Origin of the sequence: Psychrobacillus sp. FSL W7-1493, from assembly GCF_038004905.1 — a bacterium.
In the GTDB taxonomy this organism is placed as follows: domain Bacteria; phylum Bacillota; class Bacilli; order Bacillales_A; family Planococcaceae; genus Psychrobacillus.
On the sequence record NZ_JBBOSB010000001.1, the window covers coordinates 1,492,073 to 1,516,065 of the forward strand.

Annotated in this window: 23 protein-coding genes, 1 pseudogene and 1 riboswitch; of the genes and pseudogenes, 21 read left to right on the plus strand and 3 right to left on the minus strand. The window is 37.9% G+C overall.

All coding sequences use genetic code 11. The annotated features are described in order from the left end of the window. The first annotated feature begins 711 nt into the window (after nt 1-711). Both MKX96_RS07580 and MKX96_RS07585 read left to right on the plus strand, forming a co-directional pair. Nucleotides 712-2,133 (plus strand): sodium:solute symporter family protein, encoded by a 1,422-nt coding sequence (locus MKX96_RS07580; protein WP_340883073.1) that lies wholly within the window; start codon nt 712-714, stop codon nt 2,131-2,133. Between the two features lie 129 nt (nt 2,134-2,262). Beyond that, nucleotides 2,263-2,979, plus strand: a complete 717-nt coding sequence (locus tag MKX96_RS07585; protein ID WP_340883074.1) for a Fe-S oxidoreductase — start codon at nt 2,263-2,265, stop codon at nt 2,977-2,979. A 50-nt stretch (nt 2,980-3,029) separates the two neighbouring features. Here MKX96_RS07585 and MKX96_RS07590 read toward each other — a convergent pair whose 3' ends face one another. Continuing rightward, a complete protein-coding gene (locus tag MKX96_RS07590; RefSeq protein WP_169361093.1) occupies nt 3,030-3,221 on the minus strand; it encodes a hypothetical protein in 192 nt (63 codons plus the stop codon). Nucleotides 3,222-3,490: 269 nt separating this feature from the next. Here MKX96_RS07590 and MKX96_RS07595 point away from each other — a divergent pair, with 269 nt between their 5' ends. The 6 genes and pseudogenes from MKX96_RS07595 to MKX96_RS07620 all read left to right on the plus strand — a co-directional run bounded on the left by MKX96_RS07595 (nt 3,491) and on the right by MKX96_RS07620 (nt 6,898). After that, nucleotides 3,491-3,904: an NUDIX hydrolase gene (locus tag MKX96_RS07595; protein ID WP_340883075.1), complete on the plus strand. Its 414-nt coding sequence runs from the start codon at nt 3,491-3,493 to the stop codon at nt 3,902-3,904. Nucleotides 3,905-3,916: 12 nt separating this feature from the next. Next, the gene (locus MKX96_RS07600) at nt 3,917-4,240 is read left to right on the plus strand and encodes a hypothetical protein (protein WP_340883076.1); all 324 of its coding nucleotides are present in this window, start codon (nt 3,917-3,919) and stop codon (nt 4,238-4,240) included. A gap of 12 nt (nt 4,241-4,252) precedes the next feature. Then, nucleotides 4,253-4,795, plus strand: a complete 543-nt coding sequence (locus MKX96_RS07605; RefSeq protein ID WP_340883077.1) for a DUF402 domain-containing protein — start codon at nt 4,253-4,255, stop codon at nt 4,793-4,795. A 15-nt stretch (nt 4,796-4,810) separates the two neighbouring features. After that, nucleotides 4,811-5,284: pseudogene (locus MKX96_RS07610) on the plus strand (GrpB family protein); the annotation flags it as partial. Between the two features lie 18 nt (nt 5,285-5,302). Continuing rightward, the gene (locus MKX96_RS07615; protein ID WP_340885919.1) at nt 5,303-5,806 is read left to right on the plus strand and encodes an NUDIX hydrolase; all 504 of its coding nucleotides are present in this window, start codon (nt 5,303-5,305) and stop codon (nt 5,804-5,806) included. 18 nt (nt 5,807-5,824) lie between these two features. Further along, nucleotides 5,825-6,898, plus strand: a complete 1,074-nt coding sequence (locus MKX96_RS07620; protein WP_340883078.1) for an NAD(P)H-dependent flavin oxidoreductase — start codon at nt 5,825-5,827, stop codon at nt 6,896-6,898. Between the two features lie 493 nt (nt 6,899-7,391). Here the strand turns inward: MKX96_RS07620 and MKX96_RS07625 are convergent, their stop codons facing one another. Both MKX96_RS07625 and rnhC read right to left on the minus strand, forming a co-directional pair. After that, entirely contained in the window at nt 7,392-7,916 is a 525-nt protein-coding gene (locus tag MKX96_RS07625; RefSeq protein WP_340883079.1) for a GNAT family N-acetyltransferase, read from the minus strand. 15 nt (nt 7,917-7,931) lie between these two features. Further along, nucleotides 7,932-8,873 (minus strand): ribonuclease HIII, encoded by a 942-nt coding sequence (gene rnhC / locus MKX96_RS07630; RefSeq protein WP_340883080.1) that lies wholly within the window; start codon nt 8,871-8,873, stop codon nt 7,932-7,934. A 78-nt stretch (nt 8,874-8,951) separates the two neighbouring features. Here rnhC and zapA point away from each other — a divergent pair, with 78 nt between their 5' ends. The 13 genes from zapA (at nt 8,952) to MKX96_RS07695 (ending at nt 23,858) form a co-directional block, all read left to right on the plus strand. Continuing rightward, complete coding sequence (zapA, locus tag MKX96_RS07635; protein ID WP_340883081.1) at nt 8,952-9,212, plus strand: cell division protein ZapA; 261 nt, start codon at nt 8,952-8,954, stop codon at nt 9,210-9,212. A 4-nt stretch (nt 9,213-9,216) separates the two neighbouring features. Further along, nucleotides 9,217-9,759 (plus strand): CvpA family protein, encoded by a 543-nt coding sequence (locus tag MKX96_RS07640; protein ID WP_169361102.1) that lies wholly within the window; start codon nt 9,217-9,219, stop codon nt 9,757-9,759. A gap of 103 nt (nt 9,760-9,862) precedes the next feature. Beyond that, the gene (gene polX / locus MKX96_RS07645; RefSeq protein ID WP_340883082.1) at nt 9,863-11,569 is read left to right on the plus strand and encodes a DNA polymerase/3'-5' exonuclease PolX; all 1,707 of its coding nucleotides are present in this window, start codon (nt 9,863-9,865) and stop codon (nt 11,567-11,569) included. Between the two features lie 11 nt (nt 11,570-11,580). Continuing rightward, a complete protein-coding gene (locus MKX96_RS07650) occupies nt 11,581-13,944 on the plus strand; it encodes an endonuclease MutS2 (protein ID WP_340883083.1) in 2,364 nt (787 codons plus the stop codon). A 195-nt stretch (nt 13,945-14,139) separates the two neighbouring features. After that, on the plus strand, nt 14,140-14,550 hold the full coding sequence (locus MKX96_RS07655; protein ID WP_169361105.1) for a DUF350 domain-containing protein: 411 nt from the start codon (nt 14,140-14,142) through the stop codon (nt 14,548-14,550). Nucleotides 14,551-14,920: 370 nt separating this feature from the next. Further along, a complete protein-coding gene (locus MKX96_RS07660) occupies nt 14,921-16,618 on the plus strand; it encodes an AMP-binding protein (RefSeq protein ID WP_340883084.1) in 1,698 nt (565 codons plus the stop codon). An 88-nt stretch (nt 16,619-16,706) separates the two neighbouring features. Next, nucleotides 16,707-17,288 (plus strand): TetR/AcrR family transcriptional regulator, encoded by a 582-nt coding sequence (locus MKX96_RS07665; RefSeq protein ID WP_340883085.1) that lies wholly within the window; start codon nt 16,707-16,709, stop codon nt 17,286-17,288. Nucleotides 17,289-17,304: 16 nt separating this feature from the next. Further along, a complete protein-coding gene (locus MKX96_RS07670; protein ID WP_340883086.1) occupies nt 17,305-18,078 on the plus strand; it encodes an enoyl-CoA hydratase in 774 nt (257 codons plus the stop codon). A gap of 21 nt (nt 18,079-18,099) precedes the next feature. Continuing rightward, nucleotides 18,100-18,873, plus strand: coding sequence for an electron transfer flavoprotein subunit beta/FixA family protein (locus MKX96_RS07675; protein ID WP_340883087.1), 774 nt, complete (start codon nt 18,100-18,102; stop codon nt 18,871-18,873). A gap of 78 nt (nt 18,874-18,951) precedes the next feature. Next, entirely contained in the window at nt 18,952-19,929 is a 978-nt protein-coding gene (locus MKX96_RS07680) for an electron transfer flavoprotein subunit alpha/FixB family protein (RefSeq protein WP_169361110.1), read from the plus strand. A gap of 132 nt (nt 19,930-20,061) precedes the next feature. Further along, entirely contained in the window at nt 20,062-20,376 is a 315-nt protein-coding gene (gene trxA / locus MKX96_RS07685) for a thioredoxin (RefSeq protein WP_053588706.1), read from the plus strand. Between the two features lie 52 nt (nt 20,377-20,428). Continuing rightward, nucleotides 20,429-22,219 (plus strand): excinuclease ABC subunit UvrC, encoded by a 1,791-nt coding sequence (gene uvrC, locus MKX96_RS07690; RefSeq protein WP_340883088.1) that lies wholly within the window; start codon nt 20,429-20,431, stop codon nt 22,217-22,219. A 43-nt stretch (nt 22,220-22,262) separates the two neighbouring features. Further along, nucleotides 22,263-22,438: riboswitch (Lysine riboswitch) on the plus strand. Nucleotides 22,439-22,640: 202 nt separating this feature from the next. Beyond that, nucleotides 22,641-23,858 carry an aspartate kinase gene (locus MKX96_RS07695; RefSeq protein ID WP_340883089.1) on the plus strand — a complete coding sequence of 406 codons (1,218 nt, stop codon included), beginning with the start codon at nt 22,641-22,643 and terminating at the stop codon, nt 23,856-23,858. The last annotated feature ends 135 nt before the right edge of the window (nt 23,859-23,993 follow it).

Consider the following 23,993-nt stretch of genomic DNA (forward strand, 5'->3'; position numbering starts at 1 on the left):
ATCCTGCATTGGTAAGCTTCTACTATCCATTATAAAACTCCACCTTACTATTTTTTTAGTATTCTAAAATATTTCACGAAAATGGTCCGGCAAAGTTCGAACTACTTCTAATATTTCTTAGCTTTGATAAAGTTATTGGTTTATTTTGACTAACAATTCTTTCTTATAGTGACTGTAAACATTATATAAGTGACCTTCAAATGACTATGAAGATCATAAATAAATTATGAAATTCGGGTTGGTGACAGTTTTTCGGCTTTGTTTATGCGAGTAAATTTTTTTAATGCTTTATCGATGCTAAAGCTGTTCCCATTTGTTGATTGGAGCGCCAGACGGCGACTCCTACGGGATGAGTGAGACAGATAAGACATCACAACCACGCGCGTAAGCGATGGGTGATGGCTTATCGCTCACCCCGCGGAAAGCGTCCGGCTGGGGCGGAAATCAATTCTACTCTCTGATTTAAAAATTTCTTTTTCTATGCCTCATAAATCAACCCTACTTTTTAACATAGCCTATTTCTTTAGCAAAAGAGAGACTCCAATTTTTATGGGAAATTCTAATCTTATTATTAGATAAATAGATATTTATTCGTTCTTTTATTATGGTTTATGTCAATCAAACCTGGGGTAGTAAAGTAATAGCAAATTTTTAATAATTTACTAATTTTATTAATAATGTTTGCGTTACATTTTCTACAGGAGGGGTTGTATGGGTTTATCGTTTTGGACATGGACAGTTACGATTATATTATCGTTAGCTTTTATAGGGATGTCTTTCCTATTTAAGAAAAAAGCAGATACGAGCTTTGCGCATTATGCAATAGCCGGTGGAACGTTGCCATTTTTCTTATTATTGTTTACAGACATTGCAACCATCATGGGAGTCGGCAATTTCGTAGGCCATTCCTCAAAGGGGTACGAGATTGGAATAGCTAATGTGCCATTCGTCATTGGAGAGCAGGGTGCAAAAATATTATTTGCACTTGTATTTGCAGGTTTTGCGGCAAAGTTTACATATAATACACTAGCAGAAATGATGGATGATTTAATCATAGGAGATAGATTGTCTCGTGGTTTGATAGCAATCTTAACCTCCGCAATTATGATTGCGTGGGTAAGCGGTCAGGCTATGGGAATGGGGGCTTTATTTTCAGCTTTTACAGGAGCAGATCCTCTGATGATGATATTAGTCTTTTCTGCTGTATTCATCATTTACACAGCAGTTGGCGGTATGTATTCTGTTGTATGGACTGACCTCATACAGGGAGGAATACTCATAGCTATCGCTGTTTGGTTTTACATACAAGTATTCGATAAAGTGGATTTTAGTTTTACGACCCTAAAAAGTGGGTTGGAAAATGTAGGGGCAATCGAGTTAGCTCAAATGAATCTTTCTGCTATAGAGGTTATTTCTCTATTTGTTACAGGAACTTTAGGGATACTGGCTGCTCAAGTATATTGGCAGCGGTGTTTTGCTTCAAAAAATCCGAAGGCAGCAAGCAGAGCTATGCTAATCAGTGGAATAGTAGCAATTGTATTTACTGTTTTTGCAACACTAGCTGGAATGGTAGTAAAAATACAGAATCCTAATTTAGCTGCAGATGAGGCTATTTCCTGGCTTATTTTAGAAGAAATGACGCAACTTGCTGCTCTCGCGTTTTTTATCATGATATTTTTAGCGGCTATCTCGAGTGCTTCTTCTCTTTTACATTCCGCAGCAGTCGTCATTGTAAACGACTTAGTGATTCCAAATATGAAACCTAAAGAAGATTCCTATTACTTGAAAATAACGAGAATAGGAGTTGTCGTAATTGGGGCTTTTACAATTGGGACAGCTATTTGGGCAGATTCTATTATAGATTTATTCTCCTTGGCTTATTCGATGGCTGGTGGAGGAGTTGTGCCAGTCTTAGTTGTCGGATTACTTTGGAAAAAGAAAAAGGGTCAAGAATTTTCAATGGGTTCAAGTAACAGTCAGGTTTCTGTTTGGGGAGCAAGAGTTGGTATAGTTGCTGGCTCTATTGCCTCACTTGCCTTAGGAATTTTATGGGGTGTTTTAGTTTCTGTATTATTAACTATGATCATCTCCAAAATGGTTCCTACTCCAAAAGAGACATCTTTAGAGGTATAACGAATACACCCCTATACCGATTCCGCAATCGATATAGGGGTTTTCTCTCGTTCAAGCTGGAAATGTTGCAATGGCGATTCCTTCCGATAAAATAGAAGTATTGAATAAATTATTTGAATAGGTGAGAATATGCCAGCAATTACGTTTGAACAAGAATTTATATTAAATGAACATCGAATATACACGACTAAGCCGCTTCGTACTCTATTCACTTTAGAACGCCTCAGCAAAGAATTTTTCCAGGATGATTTTGCAAAACTGATGCAAGGAATTACGGATGCAGAAAATCAGGTAGCAGCTGTTTCTCATTTTGCTAAAAGATATGGTCTGTTTTTTGCCAATCAATTTTATATGTTAGCGGCTTACGACATGATTTGGGATGGTAAGCATACTGAACTTCATTTCGATGTCACCAAGGAGTATGATGCCTACACCATTGCTATGTTCATCAATCCAAATGATTTTTGTTATGTGAAAGAAACAGAACGAGAAGACGTCATTATGAAAATATTAAAGAAGCAAGGGTACGAGATTGTTCAGTATTTAAGAAAGACAACAAGTATCTCGCCATTGGTAATTTGGGAAAGCTTTTTTGTTGCCATTGTTAAAATGTATGAAAAACTTTTAGAGAATCCATCTACTGCATCTCAGGCGATGGATGATATAGAAATTTTAGAGAGTACTGAGGCTTGGAAATCATTTTCAACTAAATCTCTTTTTTATGAATATACAAAAGGGAGAAATCCTGCAATGCTAGTCAATCAGCCGATCCGACGGAGCTGTTGTATGTCGATGGATATACCCGGGCAAGGGGCTTGTGGGTACTGCCCTAAGACTAACTTGTAAAACTATACTTCCAAAAATTTAGAGCCCTGCCTTTTATGGCAGGGCTTGTTCTATGGAGAAATTTTTTTGTGACTGATCCACCAATCTATGTGTTCTAAATTAAAGGCTATAATATCTCCGATTGGTCTAAGATGTGGTATTTCTTTATTTAGAATCAATTGGTGGATTTGTTCTTCTGTGAGCGGATAGCCAACAGAATCTAAATATGTCGTTAGTTTTTTTACTCCATAGACTCTTCTCAACTAATCACCTCCCACCAAAAGCTCTTCCATACAAAGAAAAAACTCTTAGTGAGACGTATTAATTGTTAAATAAATATATTAATATATACCCTTTTTTTAGAAAATTAATCCTAAAGACTCGGAACGTTTGTTTGGTGAATATTCTAAAATTTCAGAACATAAATTTATCAATTTTGTTATAATTTCTTTATTAGATTGAGGCTGTTCAATAGTTTAAGGATTGAGTCTAAGCCCTCTTCCTAAAAATTAATTTACGGGAGAATCATATATTGAAAAGAGTAGACGTGGTATACGGCTTAATAACGGATAGAAATGAAGAAAATATACTAATGGTCAAGAATAAGGGGGCAGGCTGGACACTTCCTGGTGGAACAGTCGAGTCTGGCGAGACACTTGAGCAAGCAATTAGGAGAGAAATTCAAGAAGAAACTGGATTAATAACGGAAGTAGAGAGAGTAGTGGCACTAAATGAAGCATTTTTTACACACAAGGATAGCCAGGTATTGTTTGTAACCTTCAAAATGAACGTACTTAATGGAGAGTGTAGTATACAATATCCAGATGAAATAGAAGAGCTAAGATGGGTGGATCATGAAACCGCTAATAAATGGATGCCCTATCACCTAGGAGGAATAAGTAGCTTGTTAAATTCAGCAGCACCCTATACGTTTCAAAACAATTAGGAGGGAATTGAAGTGTTTCATTTATTTAAAAATATTAGTCCCAGCAAAGATAATGTAGGCAGTAAGGCTGATAGGATATACGAGGACGATGATTTAGGAGTTGGCATACTCATCCACTTTACTCCAATTGCCACTTATATGTATTTATCTACCGATATACTTATAGAAAAAGGAGATACCTTATATGATTCTAAGCACAGAGAGATCATTGTAGAAGGCAATACTGTATCTATCACTCTAAATAATAGAAGTGAAATCCCAGAGATAATTGATTTATATGGATTAAACAATTTGGAATTACCTTTAATCACTATAGAAGTGACATTATCCTATTAAAGGAGAATTAGGATGGTTATAAGAAAATATGGTGAACGCCCGGGTTGGTCAAGAATTTTAAAAAGGCGATATACTTTTGTAGAGATTAATTCCGAACAGTTTACTGGAGGGGCATCCCTTTTACATTTAGTAGAGACGGCAAAACCATTATGGGTTAGTTATGATTCAAAGAAGGTTTGTATTGTCGACCAAGGGTATATGTGGCTGCAGCACTTCCCCACGGCAGAAAACTATACGGTAACGACCATGTTCGATCAAAACGGAAAAGTTGTTCAATGGTATATAGATGTATGTTATAAACATGGTTTAGACGATCAAGGTCCTTGGTGGGATGATTTATTTTTAGATATTATCGTCCTTCCATCTGGTGATTATTTTCTCGTGGATGAAGAGGAGCTTGAAGAGGCTTTACATTCTGGTCTAATAAATCAAGAGAAATATGAGCTGGCTAAACATGTAGCTCAAAAAATCATGGATGAGCTAGAGGGAAATAACATGAACCTATTAAGATTATCCGTATATCATAAAAACGAGTTGACAGCACTTCTTAAATAAAAGTGAGGATGTAAAATGAGAAAAATTGAAGTTAAAGAGTTTTCAAAGAAATGGGCTACTGATTTTCAACACGAATCAGAGCATCTAAACAATATATTTAAGGAAGAACTATTAGAAATTCACCATATAGGGAGCACTGCTATAGAAGGGATTTCCGCAAAGCCGATTATTGATATAATGCCAATTGTTCGGGATATTAACCGAGTAGATTTGTACAATGAAAGAATGATTGCGCTTGGCTATACCCCAAAAGGAGAAAACGGTTTACCAGGTCGACGCTACTTTCAAAAAGGGGGAGACAATAGGACTCATCATGTACATATTTATGAACAAGGGAATCCTGAAATAGAGAGACATCTTATTTTTAGAGATTATTTAAGAAAACATTCTGTGGAGGCCAAGAAATACGGTGAGCTAAAGAAAGCTCTTGCCCAGCAGTTTCCTTATGATGTGGAGAGTTATATTAATGGTAAGGACAAGTTTGTGCAAACATTAGAGGAAAAAGCTATGCGATGGAATAATAGAGTTCAGTTGAATTTTCATAGAGCGTTTGGAGTGTATGGTATCTGTATACATGAAAACAAGCTTCTAGTTATTCAGAAAAATGGTGGCCCTTATATCAACCGCTATGACCTTCCAGGTGGGAATTTAGAAACAGGTGAATCGCTGCAGGAGGCAATTGAAAGAGAATTCCAGGAAGAAACAGGGTTATTAATCGATGTGCGTAAACAGATTGGAGCAGCTGACTTTATTATTCACACCGATTGGAGAGAAGGCACGGCTGTACACCATGTAGCCGTTTTTTATGAAGTTGAGCATGTAGGGGGATCGATATCTGCACCATTGCAGTTTGAAGGACAGGACTCACTAGGAGCTGTTTGGATTTCGGAACAGGAAACATCGACGGAAAATTCCTCGCCCTTAGTCTTAAAAGCATTTGAATGGTTGCGAACAAAAAAGATATCTGTTGAAGCTACTTATTATGAACAGTGGAAAGTTAAAAAGAACTGAAATAAGGAGAGGTTTTCTATGATAGGAAATAATTTTTTGAAGGCATTAGATTTAAAGTTCCCTATCATTCAAGCGCCAATGGCTGGAGGAATTACGACTCCTGTGCTAGTTAGTGAAGTCTCCAATCAAGGTGCCCTTGGAATGATTGGTGCAGGATATTTAAAGCCTGATCAATTACGAATGCAAATAAATCAGGTGAAGGCACTTACGAATGCAAATTACGGAGTAAATTTGTTCGTTCCTGAGCATTTTGAATTGAATGAGGACCAGGTTGAAAAATCTAAGCAGCTAATAGACAATTATGAGCTCCTTTTAAATCATAAAATGAAAGAACCGGACTTACCTACAAAAGAAATTGAAAAGCAAACATATGAGGAACTCCTAAAGATTGTTATAGAAGAAAGAGTGGCCGCTTGTTCCTTTACATTTGGAATTCCTTCCAAAAAAACGATTGAAAATCTTAAACAAAACGGGATTATGACAATAGGGACAGCTACTACTGTGCCAGAAGCCATAGCTATCGAACAGGCGGGGATGGACGCTGTAGTTGTACAAGGAAGTGAGGCAGGAGGGCATCGTGGGAACTTTTTAGTAGATTCCCCTAACAGCATGATTGGCTTAATGGCACTGATTCCCCAAGTTGCTGATCAGGTATCGATACCAGTTATTGCAGCAGGAGGAATAATGGATGGCAGAGGACTATCTGCGGCATTATGTTTAGGAGCAGATGCCGTACAAATGGGAACGGCCTTCTTAACCTGCAAAGAAAGTGGGGCACACCTAGTGCATCGACAAGCCGTACTGCAAGCGAAAAGCGAGGACATAGTGAGTACGAAAGCATTTTCCGGGAAGGAAGCAAGAGGAATTGAAAATCGTTTTATGAAAGAAATGCATGTGCATGAAAACAAGCTACCGCCCTTTCCCGTCCAAAATGCTCTTACCCAAAACTTAAGAAAAGCGGCCACTCAGCAAAAGAATGCAGATTTCATGTCTCTATGGTCGGGCCAAAGCCCAACATTAGCTAGAGAGGAAACGGTTGAACAACTTGTACGCCGTGTTGTAAATGAGGCTAACCTAATCTTAAATAAGTAGGCTTTAAGAAATATGGTGCCATTAAATTAAATAGCTTTGTTAAATTTTTTGGTTGATTTTGACTAACCATTCTTTTTTATAGTGACTGTAAACATTATAAAAGTGACATTCAAATGATTATTAAGATCAAAAATAAATTATGAAATTGGAGTTCGTGACAGTTTTTCGGCTTAGTTTATGCGAGTAAATTTATAAGCAATTTATCGATGCATTAAAGCTGTTCCCATTTATTGATTGGAGCGCCAGACGGCGACTCCTACGGGATGAGTGAGACAGATAAGACATCACATCCACGCGCGTAAGCGATGGGTGATGGCTTATCGCTCACCCCGAGGAAAGCGTCCGGTTGGCGCGGAAATCAATTCTACTCTCGAATTTAAAGATTTCTTTTTCTATGTATCATAAATCAACCCTACTCTTTAACATAGCCAATTAAATAAAGAGGAATTTCATAATATTCTCACGAAATTCCTCCATAAAAGCATATTATAATCTATTGTGATATAGTTTCCTTATTCAATCTACATTCATACACGGGCTCTTCTTGCTGGGTATCTTCAAACCATTTCAACCCCATATAAGTAAAGCCCACTCGCTCTAAAATTTTGAGGGATCCAACATTTTCTTTGCTTGCAGAAGCTGAGACAAGTTCAACCTTTGGATGAAGTTTTACAATGTTCATACAAGCTCCCACGGCTTCTGTTGCATACCCTTTTCCCCAAGATTTTTTATTGAAATGATAAATCAATTCTACTTCCTCTATTGTATTTTCAACATTGAAGCCAGCTGCTCCAATTATTCCTCCTGTACTTTTTTCCATCACTGCATAAACGGATAGATTATTATTTTCATGACAGTGGTGATAAAACTCGATCGTTTTAGGCAATGTTTCGACGGAAGCCGAGCCACCACATAATTTCATCACTTCTTTGTCTCCCCAAAAAAGCTTTGCTGGTTCTGCATGGCTTTCCTCAAATACTACAAGGCGTAATCTTTCTGTTTCCCCTATAATGTTCATTTATTTTCCCATCCTTTAAAATTTCCTTTTTTGCACAAGCTTCATGGCTTTTTGTGTATTTGCAAAATGCCATTTGGTAATGGATTTGAGGAATTCCACGCCATGCTTTAAATAAATTTTTGCCGCTATCTCATCGACTTTTGCACTAGCCCCCTTAGGAATTGGAGTTTGGGCTATCTCTGTGAGGCGGTCCATTTCCTTTAAGAAAGCATATCTTGCTATAATAGAGGCAGCAGCAACGGAAACGTGTAATTGCTCTGCTTTTGTGGAAAACAAAACATTTTCACGAATGATCTCCTTTTCCATTTTAATATGGTTATAATAAATACCACGTTCAGCAAATTGATCAATTAGGATGTATGATGGCTTCTCGGGTTCCATTTTTTTCAAAACATGCTTCAATGCTTGGTTATGCATCATAGCCTTTATTTTACCTTGTGACCAGCCACGTCCTTGGATTTCGTTATATTTTTCATTTTTTAATACGAGCACTCTATGTGTTAAGGTTTTCATCAAATCTGGAGCAATACGACGCATTAGCTCATCTGTGAGCATTTTAGAATCTTTCACACCGAGCTCTTTTACAAGCTCTACTTGATGAGAAGGTACAAAGCAGGCTGCTACCGTAATAGGTCCAAAATAATCTCCGGTTCCAGTTTCGTCTGAACCAACTACAGATTGTAATTCAAAGTTTTCCGGGAGCGTGTCACCTTTCGTTAGGGGGCTTTTTACAGTAGTTGTTGTAGAGGAGGTTCCACCATTCCATAGAGCTGCCTCCCTAGAAGCGCCATTTCCTTGGAACATAACCTTCCCAGATTTATAGATAGTGATTGCTGTATCTGATAGCTTAGCAGCGAAAACGACTCCCGGTGCCGAGCGTTCGATTTTGTATTTTAAGTAATGTGCCTTTACTTTTTCTATTTCATTTGCGGGCATTAGTAAAACTTCATTTGACATTCATATGTTCCTTTCTTCACATCGTAATCTATTTCGTGTTATTATTATACATAGGATTTTCTGGGGGAGGGTATGTCTTTGTCAGAACAAGAGAAAACAAGAATTTCTGTTGATATCTATGGACAGAATTATAAAATGTTAGGTACAGAAACTTCTGGTCATATGAGACTCGTTGCCTCCATGGTAGATGATAAAATGAGAGAAATACACTCTCACAATCAACAGCTAGACATCGCAAAATTGGCAGTGCTTACCGCTGTTAATGCAGTAAACGATTACATAAAAGTAAAAGAACAATTAGAACTTCTAGAAGAAGAATTGAAAAGGCTAAAGGACTGAAAAAATGTTAGATTTAATTATACTGATTTTATTAATTGCCGGTTTTGTAACTGGTGCTAGACGTGGGCTGATTGTACAGCTCATTCATATGGTAGGCTTCATCATTGCTCTAATTGTTGCTTACACTTATTATAAACCACTGGCGGATAAATTTGTTCTCTGGATTCCATTTCCTGCAGTAACCTCAGAGTCCACATTTACGATAGCAGTAGAGACTTTGGATCTCGATCAAACGTTTTACCGTATTATCGCTTTCACACTGATATTTATGGTAGTTAAGTTCGGGTTACAATTATTAGCCTCTATGTTTGATTTTTTAAAGTACTTGCCTATACTAGGATTTGTCAGCACTGTAACTGGTGCGATTCTAGGGTTTATTGAATTCTATTTCATTTTATTCGTACTTCTATACGTCGTTGTGCTTTTACCAATTGATTTTATCCAAAATGCTGTATCAGGCTCATTCTTAACTTCATGGATGCTTGAGCATACGCCAATTTTATCTGAAATGGTCAAAAACTGGTGGTATATTTATTTGGAAAAGTAACAATGTCTAAGATAAACTTCTCTCAGTAGAGGGAAGTTTTTTTAAATAGTTAACTTATAGTTTGTGAAAGACTTATGATTTCTTACTTAAAGGAGGTCTACTGGTGGATAAAAAGACGATAATTAAAACATTAGAAAAAATTGCATTATATATGGAACTTCAAGGAGAAAATCCTTTTAAGGTATCTGCTTTTCGAAAAGCAGCACAAGTTTTAGAGCTAGATGATCGTAGCTTGTCTGAAATGGATAATATAACTTCGCTTAAGGGTATTGGTGCGGCAACTGGATCGGTAATCACTGATTTAATGGAAAGTGGACAATCCTCTCTTCTCAAAGAAATGCAAGAGAAAGTTCCAAGTGGACTGTTGCCTATGCTAAAAATCCCGGGTCTTGGAGGAAAGAAAATTGCCAAGCTGTACAAAGAATTAGGTATTGAATCCATCGAACAGTTAAAGACTGCCTGTGAGGAAGGGAAGGTTCGCGGACTAGCAGGATTTGGGGCCAAAACAGAGGAAAAGATACTTGCTCAGCTAGAAGTGTTTCAAACCAAACCGGAAAGAACTGCTATTTGGCAGCTTGAGCCTATTGTTGCTTTTATCGAAGATACATTAGCGAATATAGATGAAGTTGTTAAATATTCCGTTGCAGGTTCGTATAGACGAGTAAAAGAATCTAGTAAGGATATCGATTTTATCGTTGCGACGAATTCCCATCAAAAGGTCAGAGAGCAATTACTAGAGAAGCTTCCCCTTCTAAAAATTATTGCAGCTGGAGACACTAAAGTATCAGTTACGTTAGATGTTGAAAACGAAGTAGATGTAGACTTTAGGTTAGTAGAACCTCATCAATATGCTTCTGCATTACATCACTTTACAGGATCTAAAGATCATAATATTAAAATGAGACAAATTGCCAAAGACAAAGGGTTGAAGATAAGTGAATACGGTGTGGAGCAAGAGGACGGCTCCGTACAGTCCTTTGAAACAGAGGAAGAGTTTTATTCATTCTTCGATTTACCATTTATACCTCCTACTTTACGAGAGGATGGGACAGAACTAGACAAGCTAGAAAAGATCCCAAGTCTTGTAACGCTGGGGGATATTAAGGGCGATTTTCACATGCACTCCACTTGGTCAGATGGAGCTCATTCTATTGAAGAAATGGTAGAGGCTTGTCGTGAAAAAGGTTATTCCCATATGGTGATAACAGACCACTCTAACTACTTAAAAGTTGCTAATGGTCTTTCAAGAGAGAGACTGCTACAGCAAATCGAAACGATACAAGGATTAAATGCAAAATATAACGATATTGAAATATTAGCTGGAACAGAAATGGATATACTTCCTGACGGTTCCCTGGACTTTGATGACGAGCTACTAGAGCAGCTAGACTTCGTAATCGCGTCTATACACTCTAGCTTTAGTCAGTCACAAGATAAAATTATGGCAAGACTTCGTACAGCAATGGAAAGCCCAAACGTTCATATGATTGCTCACCCTGCAGGAAGAATTATTGGAAGTCGTACAGGCTATGACCCAGATGTGCCAATATTAATAGATTGGGCTAGTGAATTTGGAAAAATACTAGAGCTTAATGCAAACCCACATCGTCTCGACTTAGAGACAGAATACTTGAAGCTGGCACAGGAAAAAGGCGTTCTGATAGCCATTAATACAGATGCACATCATATCGATCAATTAAGATATATGGATGTAGGGGTTAAATATGCTCAAAAAGCATGGCTGAAAAAGGATAACATTGTTAATACATGGACATTTGATCAGTTCAAACAGTATGTGAAGAATAAATAGGAGGTGCCATGGTGATAGCCGAAAGAGCACTGAAAACTTTAGAATATTATAAGATCAGAGAAGAGGTAGGGAAATATTGTACTTCCTCTATCGGAAAAACGCATATAGAAAAGTTAGTTCCATCTGTTGATTACGAGGAAGTAACTAAGCTTTTAGAGGAGATGGATGAGGGACTTACCATACTACGGCTAAGAGGCAATGTTCCAATGGGAGGAATCGTCGATATACGTCCACATGCAAAACGGGCTCAAATTGGCGGGATGCTAAGTCCGATGGAGCTGATGGAGACTGCGAGTACGATAAGAGCTAGTAAAATTCTTCGAAATTTCCTAGAGAACGTCGCAGAAGCAGAGTCAGTAGCAATCCCACATTTTCTATCTAAAAAGGACTCTTTGCCGATTTTAACGGCTTTAGAGCATGAAATAAACGACTGTATCGATGAAAACGGAAGTGTACTGGATAGTGCAAGCAGCACGCTGCGCTCCATCCGTCAGCAGTTAAGAATTCAAGTGAGTCGCGTACGTGAGAAGCTAGAGAGCTATACTCGTGGGGCCAATGCATCCAAAATGCTTTCCGACTCAATTATTACCATTCGAAACGACCGCTATGTTATACCGGTAAAATCAGAATATCGTAGCCATTACGGTGGAATTGTACATGATCAGTCTTCCTCTGGACAAACACTTTTTGTTGAACCATCAGCGGTAATCCAAATAAACAACGATATTCGTGCATTAAAGGTAAAAGAACAAGAAGAGATTGAACGTATTCTTATTCGTTTGTCAGGCGAGGTAGAGGCTGTTGGACATGAGATATTCCTGTTAGTTAATATACTAGGTGAAATTGACGTCATATTAGCAAAGGCTAAATATGGACAGGCAGAAAAATGTACGATGCCACAAATTAATAATAATGGCTACATTCGTTTGGTGAAAGCGAGACATCCTCTTATTTCAGTAGAACAGGCTGTTCCTAATACAATTGAATTTGGGAAGGATATTACTGCTATAGTAATCACTGGTCCAAATACGGGAGGGAAAACCGTTACATTGAAAACGGTTGGTCTTTGTACTTTAATGGCTCAAAGCGGGATACCAGTACCAGCATTAGACGGGTCGGAGCTTGCGTTATTTGAGTCCGTGTTTGCTGACATTGGCGACGAGCAGTCTATTGAGCAAAGCCTAAGTACATTCTCGTCTCACATGGTCAACATTGTGGATATTCTAAAAAAATATAACGAAAAATCATTAATTTTGTTTGATGAGCTTGGTGCTGGAACTGATCCTCAGGAGGGAGCAGCTCTTGCAATCTCTATTCTAGATGCTGTCCATGGAACAGGAGCTCGTGTCATGGCAACTACTCACTACCCTGAGCTAAAAGCTTATGGCTACAACCGACCTGGTGTGGCTAATGCAAGTGTGGAGTTTGACATTGAAACACTCAGTCCAACATACAAGCTTTTAATAGGAGTCCCGGGGCGAAGCAACGCTTTTGAAATATCAGAGCGTTTAGGCTTGCCAAACCATATTATTTCACAGGCACAAACCTATACGGGTACCGACCGTGGAGAGGTAAATTCTATGATTGCTTCCCTAGAGGATAGTCGTAGACAAGCTGAGCGAGATGCAGAAGAAACCGAGGCTGAGTTAGAAAAGGCTAAGCATTTAAAGGATGATCTTGAGCGAAGACTTGCAGAATACGATGAGAAAAAAGAAAAACTAGAACAAAAAGCGAAAGACAAAGCTAGAAAAATAGTGGAAGAGGCAAGAAGAGAAGCGGACGAAATTATTAGCGAGCTACGAAAAATGCAATCTAATACACATAAGCTTGTGAAGGAACATGAGTTAATAGATGCTAAAAAACGTTTAGATGAAGCCCTTCCGAACAATCCTGTATTGAAAAAACAGAAAAAAATAAATGAACGAGTAAAAGAATTACAGTCGGGCGACGAGGTAAAGGTGTTAAGCTTTGGCCAAAAAGGGACATTACTAGAAAAGGTGTCTAAATCCGAATGGTCCGTACAAATTGGAATGCTCAAAATGAAGCTAGACGAATCAGACTTAGAATTTATAAAACCAGAAAAGCAGAAACAGAGCGTATCAGTGAATGCAGTAAGAGGTAGAGATTCACACGTGAAGCTTGAGTTGGATTTACGTGGAGAGCGCTACGAGGATGCTATTATTCGAACAGAAAAATATTTAGACGATGCGATATTGTCGAACTATCCGAGAGTCTCTATTATTCACGGAAAAGGAACAGGTGTCCTAAGACAGGCTATTCAGCAGTATTTGAAAAATCATTCGCGAGTAAAAAGCTATCGATTCGGTGAAGCTGGAGAAGGGGGACACGGCGTTACTGTCGTTGAACTGAAGTAATGTTGGAAGGAAGGAGAAACAGATGTGATTTACTCCGCATTCTCTTTCCTCACCTTATTAGTAAAAGTAGATATAACTCGTTATTTTCTTATTAACAAAAGCACTGGGAAATGGAAATTCATTCAGCTATATAAAAAAATGAAACTTTCATTTTTATAAATCGTAAAGATAGAAAAGTTTGAAAGGGGCTATATCATGCTGCTAGGTAGTTTTTGGTCAAATCCATTAGTAGAATCTGCAGGTTATTTTAGTGTGGTTATATTATGTTTAATAGTTTCCATGGTTATGTTTGAGATCGTGACCAAATATAAAAACTGGCAGGAAATTAAAAATGGAAATGTCGCAGTGGCACTAGCCACCGGTGGGAAGATATTCGGTGTATGTAATATCTTTAAATATTCAATTGAAGAGCATAATACACTTTTTGAGATGATTGGTTGGGGACTATATGGCTTCGCTCTTCTAATTATCGCCTATTGGTTATTTGAATTTTTTACTCCAGGCTTTAATGTGGATAAAGAAATAGAAAATGATAATCGATCCGTTGGATTTATTTCGTTAATTATTTCTGTAGGATTATCATTTGTTATTGGTGCGAGTATTTAATTAGGAGAGATAAAGATGGAGAAATTATCAAAGGTATTAATTGTAGTTGGAATATTTTTTCTAGCAATTGGCATAATATATATAGTAAAAAATTCATAGGGTTATTTAAGCTCCAGAGGAGGCTGTAATTATGCGTTAGTAAATTCAATTGAATGAATTAACGAATTAGTACAGTCTCTTTTTTATGTTGCTTTAAGTTGATTACACTAACGTTTATGTTTTGTCAGGCCTATTACCTTCTTAGTTTGTATTGGAAATGCAAAGTGACTACTACTTTTCTTTTTTTATGAATTGAATTGTCATTCATTTTTATCTATAATAAAAAATAGGAATATTCACTCTATTAAATTCATACAAAGGGGGCAAACAAATGATTGAAAAACCATGGCTTTCTCACTATCCGCCGGAAGTTCCACACACGCTTGACTATGAAACTATTCCTGTCCAAGAGTATCTTACGAGAGCGTACAAGAAATTTCCAGCGAAGATAGCCATACATTTCATGGGGAGAGATGTAACTTACAAAGAGCTTTACGAATCATCGATGAAGTTTGCGAATTATTTGCAGTCACTAGGCCTGCAAAGAGGGGACAGAGTAGCAATCATGCTGCCAAACTGTCCACAAGGGGTTATAGGTTATTTTGGGACTTTATATGCAGGTGGTATTGTTGTACAAACAAATCCTCTGTACACTGAACGAGAAATCGCGTACCAGTTAAAGGATTCAGGAGCAAAAATCATTTTAGCTATGGACATTCTTTTTCCTAGAGTTACTAAGGTAATTAAAGAAACAGATTTAGAAAATATCATTATCACAGGAATTAAGGATTACCTGCCCTTTCCTAAAAATCTTATCTATCCATTTATACAAAAGAAGCAATATGGCTTTAGTGTAAAAGTTGAGCATCGAGGTATGAACCATCTATTTACTGAAATTATGAAGGTCGGTAAGACGGATACTATTGACTTAACGTTCGATTTTGAAGAAGATCTAGCTTTACTTCAATACACTGGTGGTACTACTGGCTTCCCTAAAGGCGTTATGCTCACGCATAAGAATTTGATTTCAAACGTTTCTATGAGTAGAGCATGGTTGCATGAATGTCGTGAAGGAGAAGAGTCGATTTTAGGTATCTTACCTTTCTTTCATGTATATGGAATGACTACTGTAATGATTTTTTCTGTCATGCAATGCAATCGTATGATATTATTACCTAAGTTTGATGTTGAGACGGCACTAAAAACAATTGATAAACAAAAGCCCACACTATTTCCAGGCGCTCCAACTATGTACATCGGTATTTTAAATCACCCAGATGTTAAAAAGTATGACTTATCTTCTATCGTAGCTTGTTTAAGTGGTTCAGCAGCCCTACCAGCCGAGGTTCAAGAAAAGTTTGAAGAAATAACAGGTGGAAGACTAGTAGAAGGTTATGGTTTAACTGAAACGTCTCCTGTTACACATGCAAATTTAATATACAGTGAGGACCGGGTAAAAGGCTCCATTGGTGTTCCCTGGCCAGATACAGAAGCTACCATTTTTGGACCAGAATCTACTGAGTCATTGCCACATGGAGAAATAGGTGAAATCGCTGTCAAAGGCCCACAGGTAATGAAAGGCTATTGGAATCGCAAAGAAGATACGGAAATGACGATGCGAGACGGATGGTTATTAACAGGTGATTTAGGGTACATGGATGAAAACGGTTTCTTTTATATTGTAGACCGCAAAAAAGACCTTATAATCGCTGGTGGGTATAATATTTATCCGCGTGATGTAGAAGAAGTATTATACGAACATCCAGCTGTTCAAGAATGTGTAGTAGCTGGAGTACCAGATCCATATCGAGGAGAAACAGTAAAGGCATACATTGTATTAAAAGAGGGTATGACTGCGACAGAGGAAGATCTCAATACACATTGTCGTGATAACCTTGCTTCCTTTAAGGTTCCTAGAATTTATGAATTTAGAGATGAGCTTCCTAAAACTGCCATCGGGAAAATTTTAAGAAGAAATCTGATAGAGGAAGAAAGAGAAAAGTTGAAGAAGGTAGCAGTTGAGAGTTAATTGTTTATTGACAATATAAAAAATTGAATATAAAATAAAAATATGAATGAATCATCATTCATATTTTTATTTTTTGGTGGTGAATTCATTGAAGAAAGACAAACCTAAGTATAAACAAATTATTGACGCAGCAATCATCGTCATAGCTGAAAACGGATACCATCAATCTCAGGTTTCTAAAATAGCTAAACAAGCTGGTGTTGCAGATGGAACAATCTATTTATACTTTAAAAACAAGGAAGATATTTTAATATCGGTTTTTGAAGAAAAAATGGAAGTGTTTGCTGATAACTTGAAAGAAATTTTAAAAGAGGACATCAGTGCCTCTGAAAAATTATATAAAATGATTGAAAATCATTTTAAGGTACTGGCAAGTAATAAGCATCTAGCAACTGTAACCCAATTGGAGCTTCGTCAATCCAATCTAGCCTTGCGTTTACGAATAAATGCAATCTTAAAAAATTATTTGACATTGCTCGACACCATCTTAAGAGAAGGTATAAAAAATGAGGAATTCGAAAATTCTGTAGATATTCGCTTAGCAAGACAAATGGTTTTTGGTACAATTGATGAGACGACTACTTCCTGGGTGATGAATGAGTATAAATATGACTTGGTCGGACTTACAGAGAAAGTGCATCGTTTATTATTAAAAGGGATAACAACCTAAAAAGGGATGTGGGTAAATGGAGTTTTTGTCATGGAATGTCGAAAATCATGTAGCAACTGTTACTCTGAATCGTCCTCCTGCAAATGCACTAGCAAGGGGTGTCATTTTAGAAGTTAATAGCTTGTTAGACGAAGTGGAGCACGACGATAACGTTCGTGTGATCCTTCTAAAAGGAGAAGGACGATTTTTCTCAGCAGGGGCAGATATTAAGGAATTTACCACAGTGACTTCTGGAGAAGAGTTTTCAAAGCTAGCTTCTAGTGGACAAACTATATTTGAAAGAGTCGAAACATTCTCTAAACCAATTATTGCTGCCATTCATGGTGCAGCACTAGGTGGGGGATTGGAACTGGCAATGAGCTGTCATATTAGACTAGTTGCTGACAATGCTAAGCTTGGATTGCCAGAGCTACAGTTGGGATTAATACCTGGCTTTGCCGGCACCCAACGTCTTCCACGCTATGTTGGGTTTGCTAAAGCAGCAGAAATGCTTTTAACAAGCGATCCTATCAGTGGGAAAGATGCAGCTGCATACGGGCTAGCAAACCATGCTTACCCAGAGGAAGAATTGTTTGAAAAGGCTCGGGAGCTAGCAGCTAAAATTGCAAAGAAAAGCCCAGTTGCAGTAAAGGCAGCATTGGAAATGCTTCAATATGTGAAGCCTGCATCTTATCACGAGGGTGTAAAAGCAGAAGCGAATGCCTTCGGAACAGTTTTTGTTTCAGAGGATGCAAAAGAAGGTATATCAGCATTTATCGAAAAAAGACAGCCTGACTTTAAAGGTAAATAACAATATGGGGAGGACTTCAACATGAATATTTATGTTCTAGTTAAACGCACGTTCGACACAGAGGAGAAAATTGTTGTAAGCGGAGGAAAAATTCAAGAGGATGGTGCAGAGTTCATCATCAACCCTTACGATGAGTATGCAATAGAGGAAGCAATCCAAGTACGCGACGCACATGGTGGAGAAGTAACTGTTCTTACAATGGGCGGTGAGGATGCAGAAAAACAATTACGTACAGCTCTAGCGATGGGTGCTGATAAAGCAGTACTTATCAATACAGAAGACGACATAGAAGAAATGGACCAGTTCACTGCTGCTCATATTATATCCGAATACTTAAAAGACAAGGATGCAGATTTAATCTTAGCAGGTAACGTTGCAATCGATGGCGGTTCAGGTCAAGTTGGACCACGTGTTGCAGAACTATTGGGTATTAACTACGTAACTACGATTACAAACCTTGAAATCAATGGAACAACTGCTACAATCAAACGTGACGTTGAAGGGGATACAGAAGTTTTAGAGGCATCATTACCTCTTTTAGTTACTGCACAGCAAGGTTTGAATGAACCACGCTACCCTTCTTTACCAGGTATTATGAAGGCGAAGAAAAAACCTTTAGAAGAACTAGAATTAGATGACCTTGATATTGACGAAGATGATGTAGAGGCTAAAACAGAAACAATCGAAATTTACTTACCTCCTAAAAAGGAAGCTGGAAAAGTATTAGAAGGAGATCTAGCTGATCAAGTGAAAGAGCTAGTGAGCCTTCTTCATACAGAAGCGAAAGTAGTATAACATTTAGTTTCTAGTAATCTATGAACATCTCGAAATTAAAGAGGGTTCGAATCATTTATAAAATGGGAGGAACAAATCATGTCTAAAAAAGTATTAGTTTTAGGGGAAGCACGTGAGGGTGCACTTCGTAACGTATCATATGAATCAATCGCTGCAGCAAAGCAAATTTCTGATGGTGGAGAAGTAGTAGCAGTATTATTAGGGGATGCAGTCCAGGACTTAGCTGTTGAGCTAGGGAAATATGGTGCAGACCGTGTCATTACGGTAGAACATCCACATTTAAAGCAATATACTTCTGATGGCTATGGTCAAGCATTTATGGCAGTAGTTGAACAAGAAAATCCAGAAGCTATTGTTTTTGGTCATACTGCTTTAGGAAAAGATTTATCACCAAAAATTGCTGGTAAATTACAAATCGGATTAGTTTCTGACGTAACAGCTATTGAAGGAGAAGGGGATGATGCAGTTTATATTCGTCCGATTTACTCTGGAAAAGCATTTGAAAAAGTAAAAGTAAAAGACGGAATCGATTTTATAACTGTTCGTCCTAATAACATCGCTCCACTTGCGAAAGACGATAGTAAATCTGTCGACGTTTCATCGTTATCGGTAGAAATTACAAACCTTCGTACTGTTATTAAAGAAGTGGTACGCAAATCTTCTGAAGGTGTTGACTTGTCTGAAGCAAAGGTTGTTATTGCAGGAGGACGTGGAGTGAAGAGTGAGGAAGGCTTCGGACCATTGAAGGAGCTTGCGGACGTATTAGGCGGTGCAGTTGGAGCTTCTCGTGGGGCTTGTGATGCTGACTACTGTGATTATTCACTACAAATCGGTCAAACAGGAAAAGTGGTAACTCCGGATCTTTATATTGCTGTTGGTATTTCAGGGGCAATTCAGCATTTAGCAGGAATGTCTAACTCAAAAATTATTGTAGCGATTAACAAGGATCCAGAAGCAAATATTTTCAAGGTTGCGGATTATGGAATTGTTGGGGACTTGTTTGAAGTTCTTCCAATGCTTACAGAAGAGTTCAAAAAACTTAAGGTAAATGCATAAGAAAATACTCGGCTCATAAGGGGCCGAGTTTTTATATGGATATGAGCCTATGCAAGTGTGTAAGCTAAATTGTAGATGAAGCTTTTTTTGTCTGCTATAATCAATTTAGAGTTACTAAAGGAGGAATTATTTATGGCAATTGTACACGGAACAGATCAAACCTTCTCACAAGAAGTAGAAAAAGGATTAGTATTAGTAGATTTTTGGGCAACATGGTGCGGACCTTGTAAAATGATTGCTCCAGTTTTAGAAGAAATGGACGCTGAAATGAGCGATAAAGTTAAAATCGTAAAAGTGGACGTTGATGAGAACCAAGCAACTGCAAGTCAATTTGGAATCATGTCTATCCCAACATTAGTGTTATTCAAGGATGGTCAACCAGTAGATAAAGCTGTTGGTTTCCAACCAAAAGAAGCACTAGTTCAATTCGTTGAGAAAAACGCATAATAATAAAAACCGGGTCCTCTAAGGTTCCCGGTTTTTTTAAACAGGTGATGAGATGAACGAACTTATACAACAAAAATGTGCAATTCTACCAGATCAGCCAGGCTGTTATTTGATGAAGGATCGACAAGGCGTCATTATATATGTAGGTAAAGCAAAGATATTAAAAAATCGTGTACGATCTTATTTTACGGGATCACATGACGGAAAAACTCAAAGATTAGTTCAAGAAATAGTCGACTTCGAATATATCGTTACATCGTCCGAGTTAGAGGCATTAATTCTAGAACTCCATCTCATAAAGAAGCATGATCCAAAATACAATGTCATGCTTAAGGACGATAAAACGTATCCATATATAAAAATTACAGGGGAAAAGAATCCTAAGCTCATTATTACGAGACAGGTTAAAAGGGATAAGGGGAAATATTTTGGACCATATCCAAATTCTCATTCCGCTCATGAAACAAAAAAATTACTGGATAGATTATATCCATTAAGAAAGTGTCAAAAGCTACCTAGTCAAGTTTGCTTGTATTACCATATCGGACAATGCCTTGCCCCTTGTGTGAAAGAAATTGAAGAGGTAACGTACACCGAAATTATTCATGAAATCTCTAGTTTTTTAAACGGTGGCCATGCAGCGGTCAAGAAAGAGCTAACTGAAAAAATGAATGCAGCAGCAGAGCAGCTGGAGTTTGAACGTGCAAAAGAGTATCGCGATCAAATAGCACATATCGATCAAGTGATGGAAAAACAAAAAATGACGATGAATGATTTCACAAATCGTGATATTTTCGGATACACAGTAGATAAGGGATGGATGTGTGTCCAAGTGTTTTTTGTGCGTCAAGGAAAGTTGATAGAAAGAGATGTTTCTCTTTTCCCAATTTACCGTGACCCGGAGGAAGAATTTCTTACCTTTTTAGGTCAGTTCTACTCCAAACCAGAGCATATTAAACCAAAGGAAATATTTGTACCTAATACGACTGATTTAGAGTTAGCCTCTGAGTTGTTGGAAATGAAGGTTATTATTCCTCAAAAGGGTGCAAAAAAGAACCTAGTGGATTTAGCTCAAAAAAATGCTGCGATAGCTTTGAAAGAAAAGTTCCATTTGATTGAACGACAAGAGGAACGAACTGTAGGGGCAGTAGAAGAACTAGGTAGTCTTATGGGAATTGCCATGCCAAGCAGAATTGAGGCCTTTGATAATTCTCATATTCACGGTACCGATGCGGTTTCTGCCATGGTTGTATTCGTTGATGGCAGAGCATATAAAAAAGACTATCGGAAGTATAAAACGAAAACTGCAGCAAAGCATGATGACTATGGCGCTATGCGTGAGGTCGTTCGTAGACGTTACACTCGTGTACTAAAAGAGAGATTGCCTCTACCTGATTTAATCATTATTGATGGGGGTAAAGGACAAATAGAAGCAGCAAGAGAAATTATCGAGGATGAACTTGGCTTAGATATTCCAATTGCAGGACTAGCGAAAGATGCCAAGCATCAAACATCCTCCTTGTTATATGGTGACCCATTAGCGATTATCCCGATGAAAAGAACGAGTGAAGCATTCTATCTTCTTCAAAGAATTCAAGATGAGGTCCATCGATTTGCAATTACTTTCCATCGACAACAGAGAGGGAAGCATACAATTGCCTCCTCGTTAGATGGAATTGAAGGAATAGGTCCAAAACGTAAGAAAATGCTTCTTAAGCATTTTGGCTCCCTCAAACGAATGCAAGCTGCATCAAGAGAAGAACTAATAGAATCTGGACTCCCAAGTAAATTAGCTGATAATCTAATGGCTCATTTTCAGAAAAATTTATTGTCTTCTGAATAATCTTATGTTATCTTTAAAACAATTTAATATTCACTATTCAAACAGTGAAGATAGAGGTGCGAATTGCAAGAGTACTAATCGAGAGGATGAAAGATCCTACGACCGATTAGGAAAGGGTTGTTCGCCGAAACATAGAAAAGCTTTTCCTTTCCTATGTTGGTTCTGTATTTAAGAGATGCAGGACTGTCAGAATATATATTCTGGAGGGCTATCTCACATGGGCAATCATTTTTGACCGTGTATGAGAAGAGTTAGCTTTCCGCAAATATGTGGGAAGCTTTTTTTATTGTTTAGGAAATTATAAGATTATGAACCTGTGGATAAGTTGATGTCTAGTTCCAGCGCCTTGCCTGTCGGGGCAGGGATAGGCGCTTGCGCTTTTCTTGTTGTCCGCTCAAGGAGATAAAGGGGAGATAGGTAAATGAGTAAAATTGTGATGAAATTTGGCGGAACCTCTGTAGGCTCCATGGAGTTAATTGGTAACGTAGCAAAAAGGGTACAACTAGAAAAGGAGAAAGGACATGATATCGTCGTAGTTGTATCTGCCATGGGAAAAACAACAGATGACTTAGCGGAAATGGCTAGTAAAATCACTAACAATCCAACAAAAAGAGAAATGGATATGTTGCTTGCTACAGGAGAACAAGTAACTATGTCCTTACTTGCTATTCAGTTAAATTCACTTGGAGTGGAGACGTTATCTTTGACGGGTTGGCAAGCTGGAATAGTTACAGATGAAGTACATAGAAATTCAAAAATAAAACAATTGGATGGCCAGAAGATAAATGAGCATTTAATGGCTAATCGCGTAGTAATTGTGGCCGGCTTTCAAGGTATGTCGGAATTAGGGGAGATTACTACTTTAGGAAGAGGAGGGTCAGACACTACAGCCGTCGCCATAGCTGCAGCTATCGGAGCAGACATTTGTGATATTTATACGGATGTAGATGGCGTTTATACGTCAGATCCACGCTACGTATCTCATGCAAGAAAACTAGAACAGCTAGAATATGATGAGATGCTGGAGTTAGCTCATTTAGGAGCTGGAGTACTGCACCCTAGAGCAGTGGAATTTGCAAAGAACTATAAGATTCCATTACGAGTACGTTCAAGCTATGAAGAAACGGAAGGAACCATTTTAAAGGAGGAAGTAGATGTGGAGAATAATTTAGTAGTACGAGGGGTAGCTTTTGAATCAGATATAGTACGTTTAACGATTGAGTATACAGTGCCTTTTAATGGTTCACTCGCTTCCATATTTACTACCCTTGCCAATAACCATATTGATGTAGATATTATTGTCCAGTCGATTGTCGAAGGAATGAAGCCTACCGTTTCCTTTTCTATAAAAAAAGAATCTCTTTCGGAAGCAATTCACGTTTTAGAGAAAACTAAACAGAATCTAGGTTTTACCTTTGCAGATTTTGAGGTGGGTTTAGCTAAGGTATCTATTGTAGGTTCAGGGATGGTATCTAATCCTGGTGTCGCTGCACAAATGTTCGACCGATTAAGCAAGGAAAACATACCAGTTAAAATGGTTAGTACCTCAGAAATAAAGGTTTCAGTTGTAGTGCCTCAAGGCAATATGATTCAAGCAGCGAATGCACTCCATGATGAATTTGATTTGGCTATAAATTAAGTAATAAGTTAAGGCTATGTTAAAGGGTAGGGTTGATTTATGTGTAAAGAAATCTTTAAATCAGAGTGTAAAAATTGATTTCCGCGCCAGCCGGACGCTTTCCGTGGGGTGAGCGATAAGCCATCACCCATCGCT

Excerpts from the sequence above, each read along its gene's own strand:
- MKX96_RS07580 (WP_340883073.1), top strand. The coding sequence starts at position 712 with ATGGGTTTATCGTTTTGGACATGGACAGTTACGATTATATTATCGTTA.
- MKX96_RS07585 (WP_340883074.1), top strand. The coding sequence starts at position 2,263 with ATGCCAGCAATTACGTTTGAACAAGAATTTATATTAAATGAACATCGA.
- MKX96_RS07605 (WP_340883077.1), top strand. The coding sequence starts at position 4,253 with ATGGTTATAAGAAAATATGGTGAACGCCCGGGTTGGTCAAGAATTTTA.
- MKX96_RS07615 (WP_340885919.1), top strand. The coding sequence starts at position 5,303 with ATGCGATGGAATAATAGAGTTCAGTTGAATTTTCATAGAGCGTTTGGA.
- MKX96_RS07620 (WP_340883078.1), top strand. The coding sequence starts at position 5,825 with ATGATAGGAAATAATTTTTTGAAGGCATTAGATTTAAAGTTCCCTATC.
- MKX96_RS07625 (WP_340883079.1), bottom strand. The coding sequence starts at position 7,916 with ATGAACATTATAGGGGAAACAGAAAGATTACGCCTTGTAGTATTTGAG.
- rnhC (WP_340883080.1), bottom strand. The coding sequence starts at position 8,873 with ATGTCAAATGAAGTTTTACTAATGCCCGCAAATGAAATAGAAAAAGTA.
- MKX96_RS07640 (WP_169361102.1), top strand. The coding sequence starts at position 9,217 with ATGTTAGATTTAATTATACTGATTTTATTAATTGCCGGTTTTGTAACT.
- MKX96_RS07655 (WP_169361105.1), top strand. The coding sequence starts at position 14,140 with ATGCTGCTAGGTAGTTTTTGGTCAAATCCATTAGTAGAATCTGCAGGT.
- MKX96_RS07660 (WP_340883084.1), top strand. The coding sequence starts at position 14,921 with ATGATTGAAAAACCATGGCTTTCTCACTATCCGCCGGAAGTTCCACAC.
- MKX96_RS07670 (WP_340883086.1), top strand. The coding sequence starts at position 17,305 with ATGGAGTTTTTGTCATGGAATGTCGAAAATCATGTAGCAACTGTTACT.
- MKX96_RS07675 (WP_340883087.1), top strand. The coding sequence starts at position 18,100 with ATGAATATTTATGTTCTAGTTAAACGCACGTTCGACACAGAGGAGAAA.
- MKX96_RS07680 (WP_169361110.1), top strand. The coding sequence starts at position 18,952 with ATGTCTAAAAAAGTATTAGTTTTAGGGGAAGCACGTGAGGGTGCACTT.
- trxA (WP_053588706.1), top strand. The coding sequence starts at position 20,062 with ATGGCAATTGTACACGGAACAGATCAAACCTTCTCACAAGAAGTAGAA.
- uvrC (WP_340883088.1), top strand. The coding sequence starts at position 20,429 with ATGAACGAACTTATACAACAAAAATGTGCAATTCTACCAGATCAGCCA.
- MKX96_RS07695 (WP_340883089.1), top strand. The coding sequence starts at position 22,641 with ATGAGTAAAATTGTGATGAAATTTGGCGGAACCTCTGTAGGCTCCATG.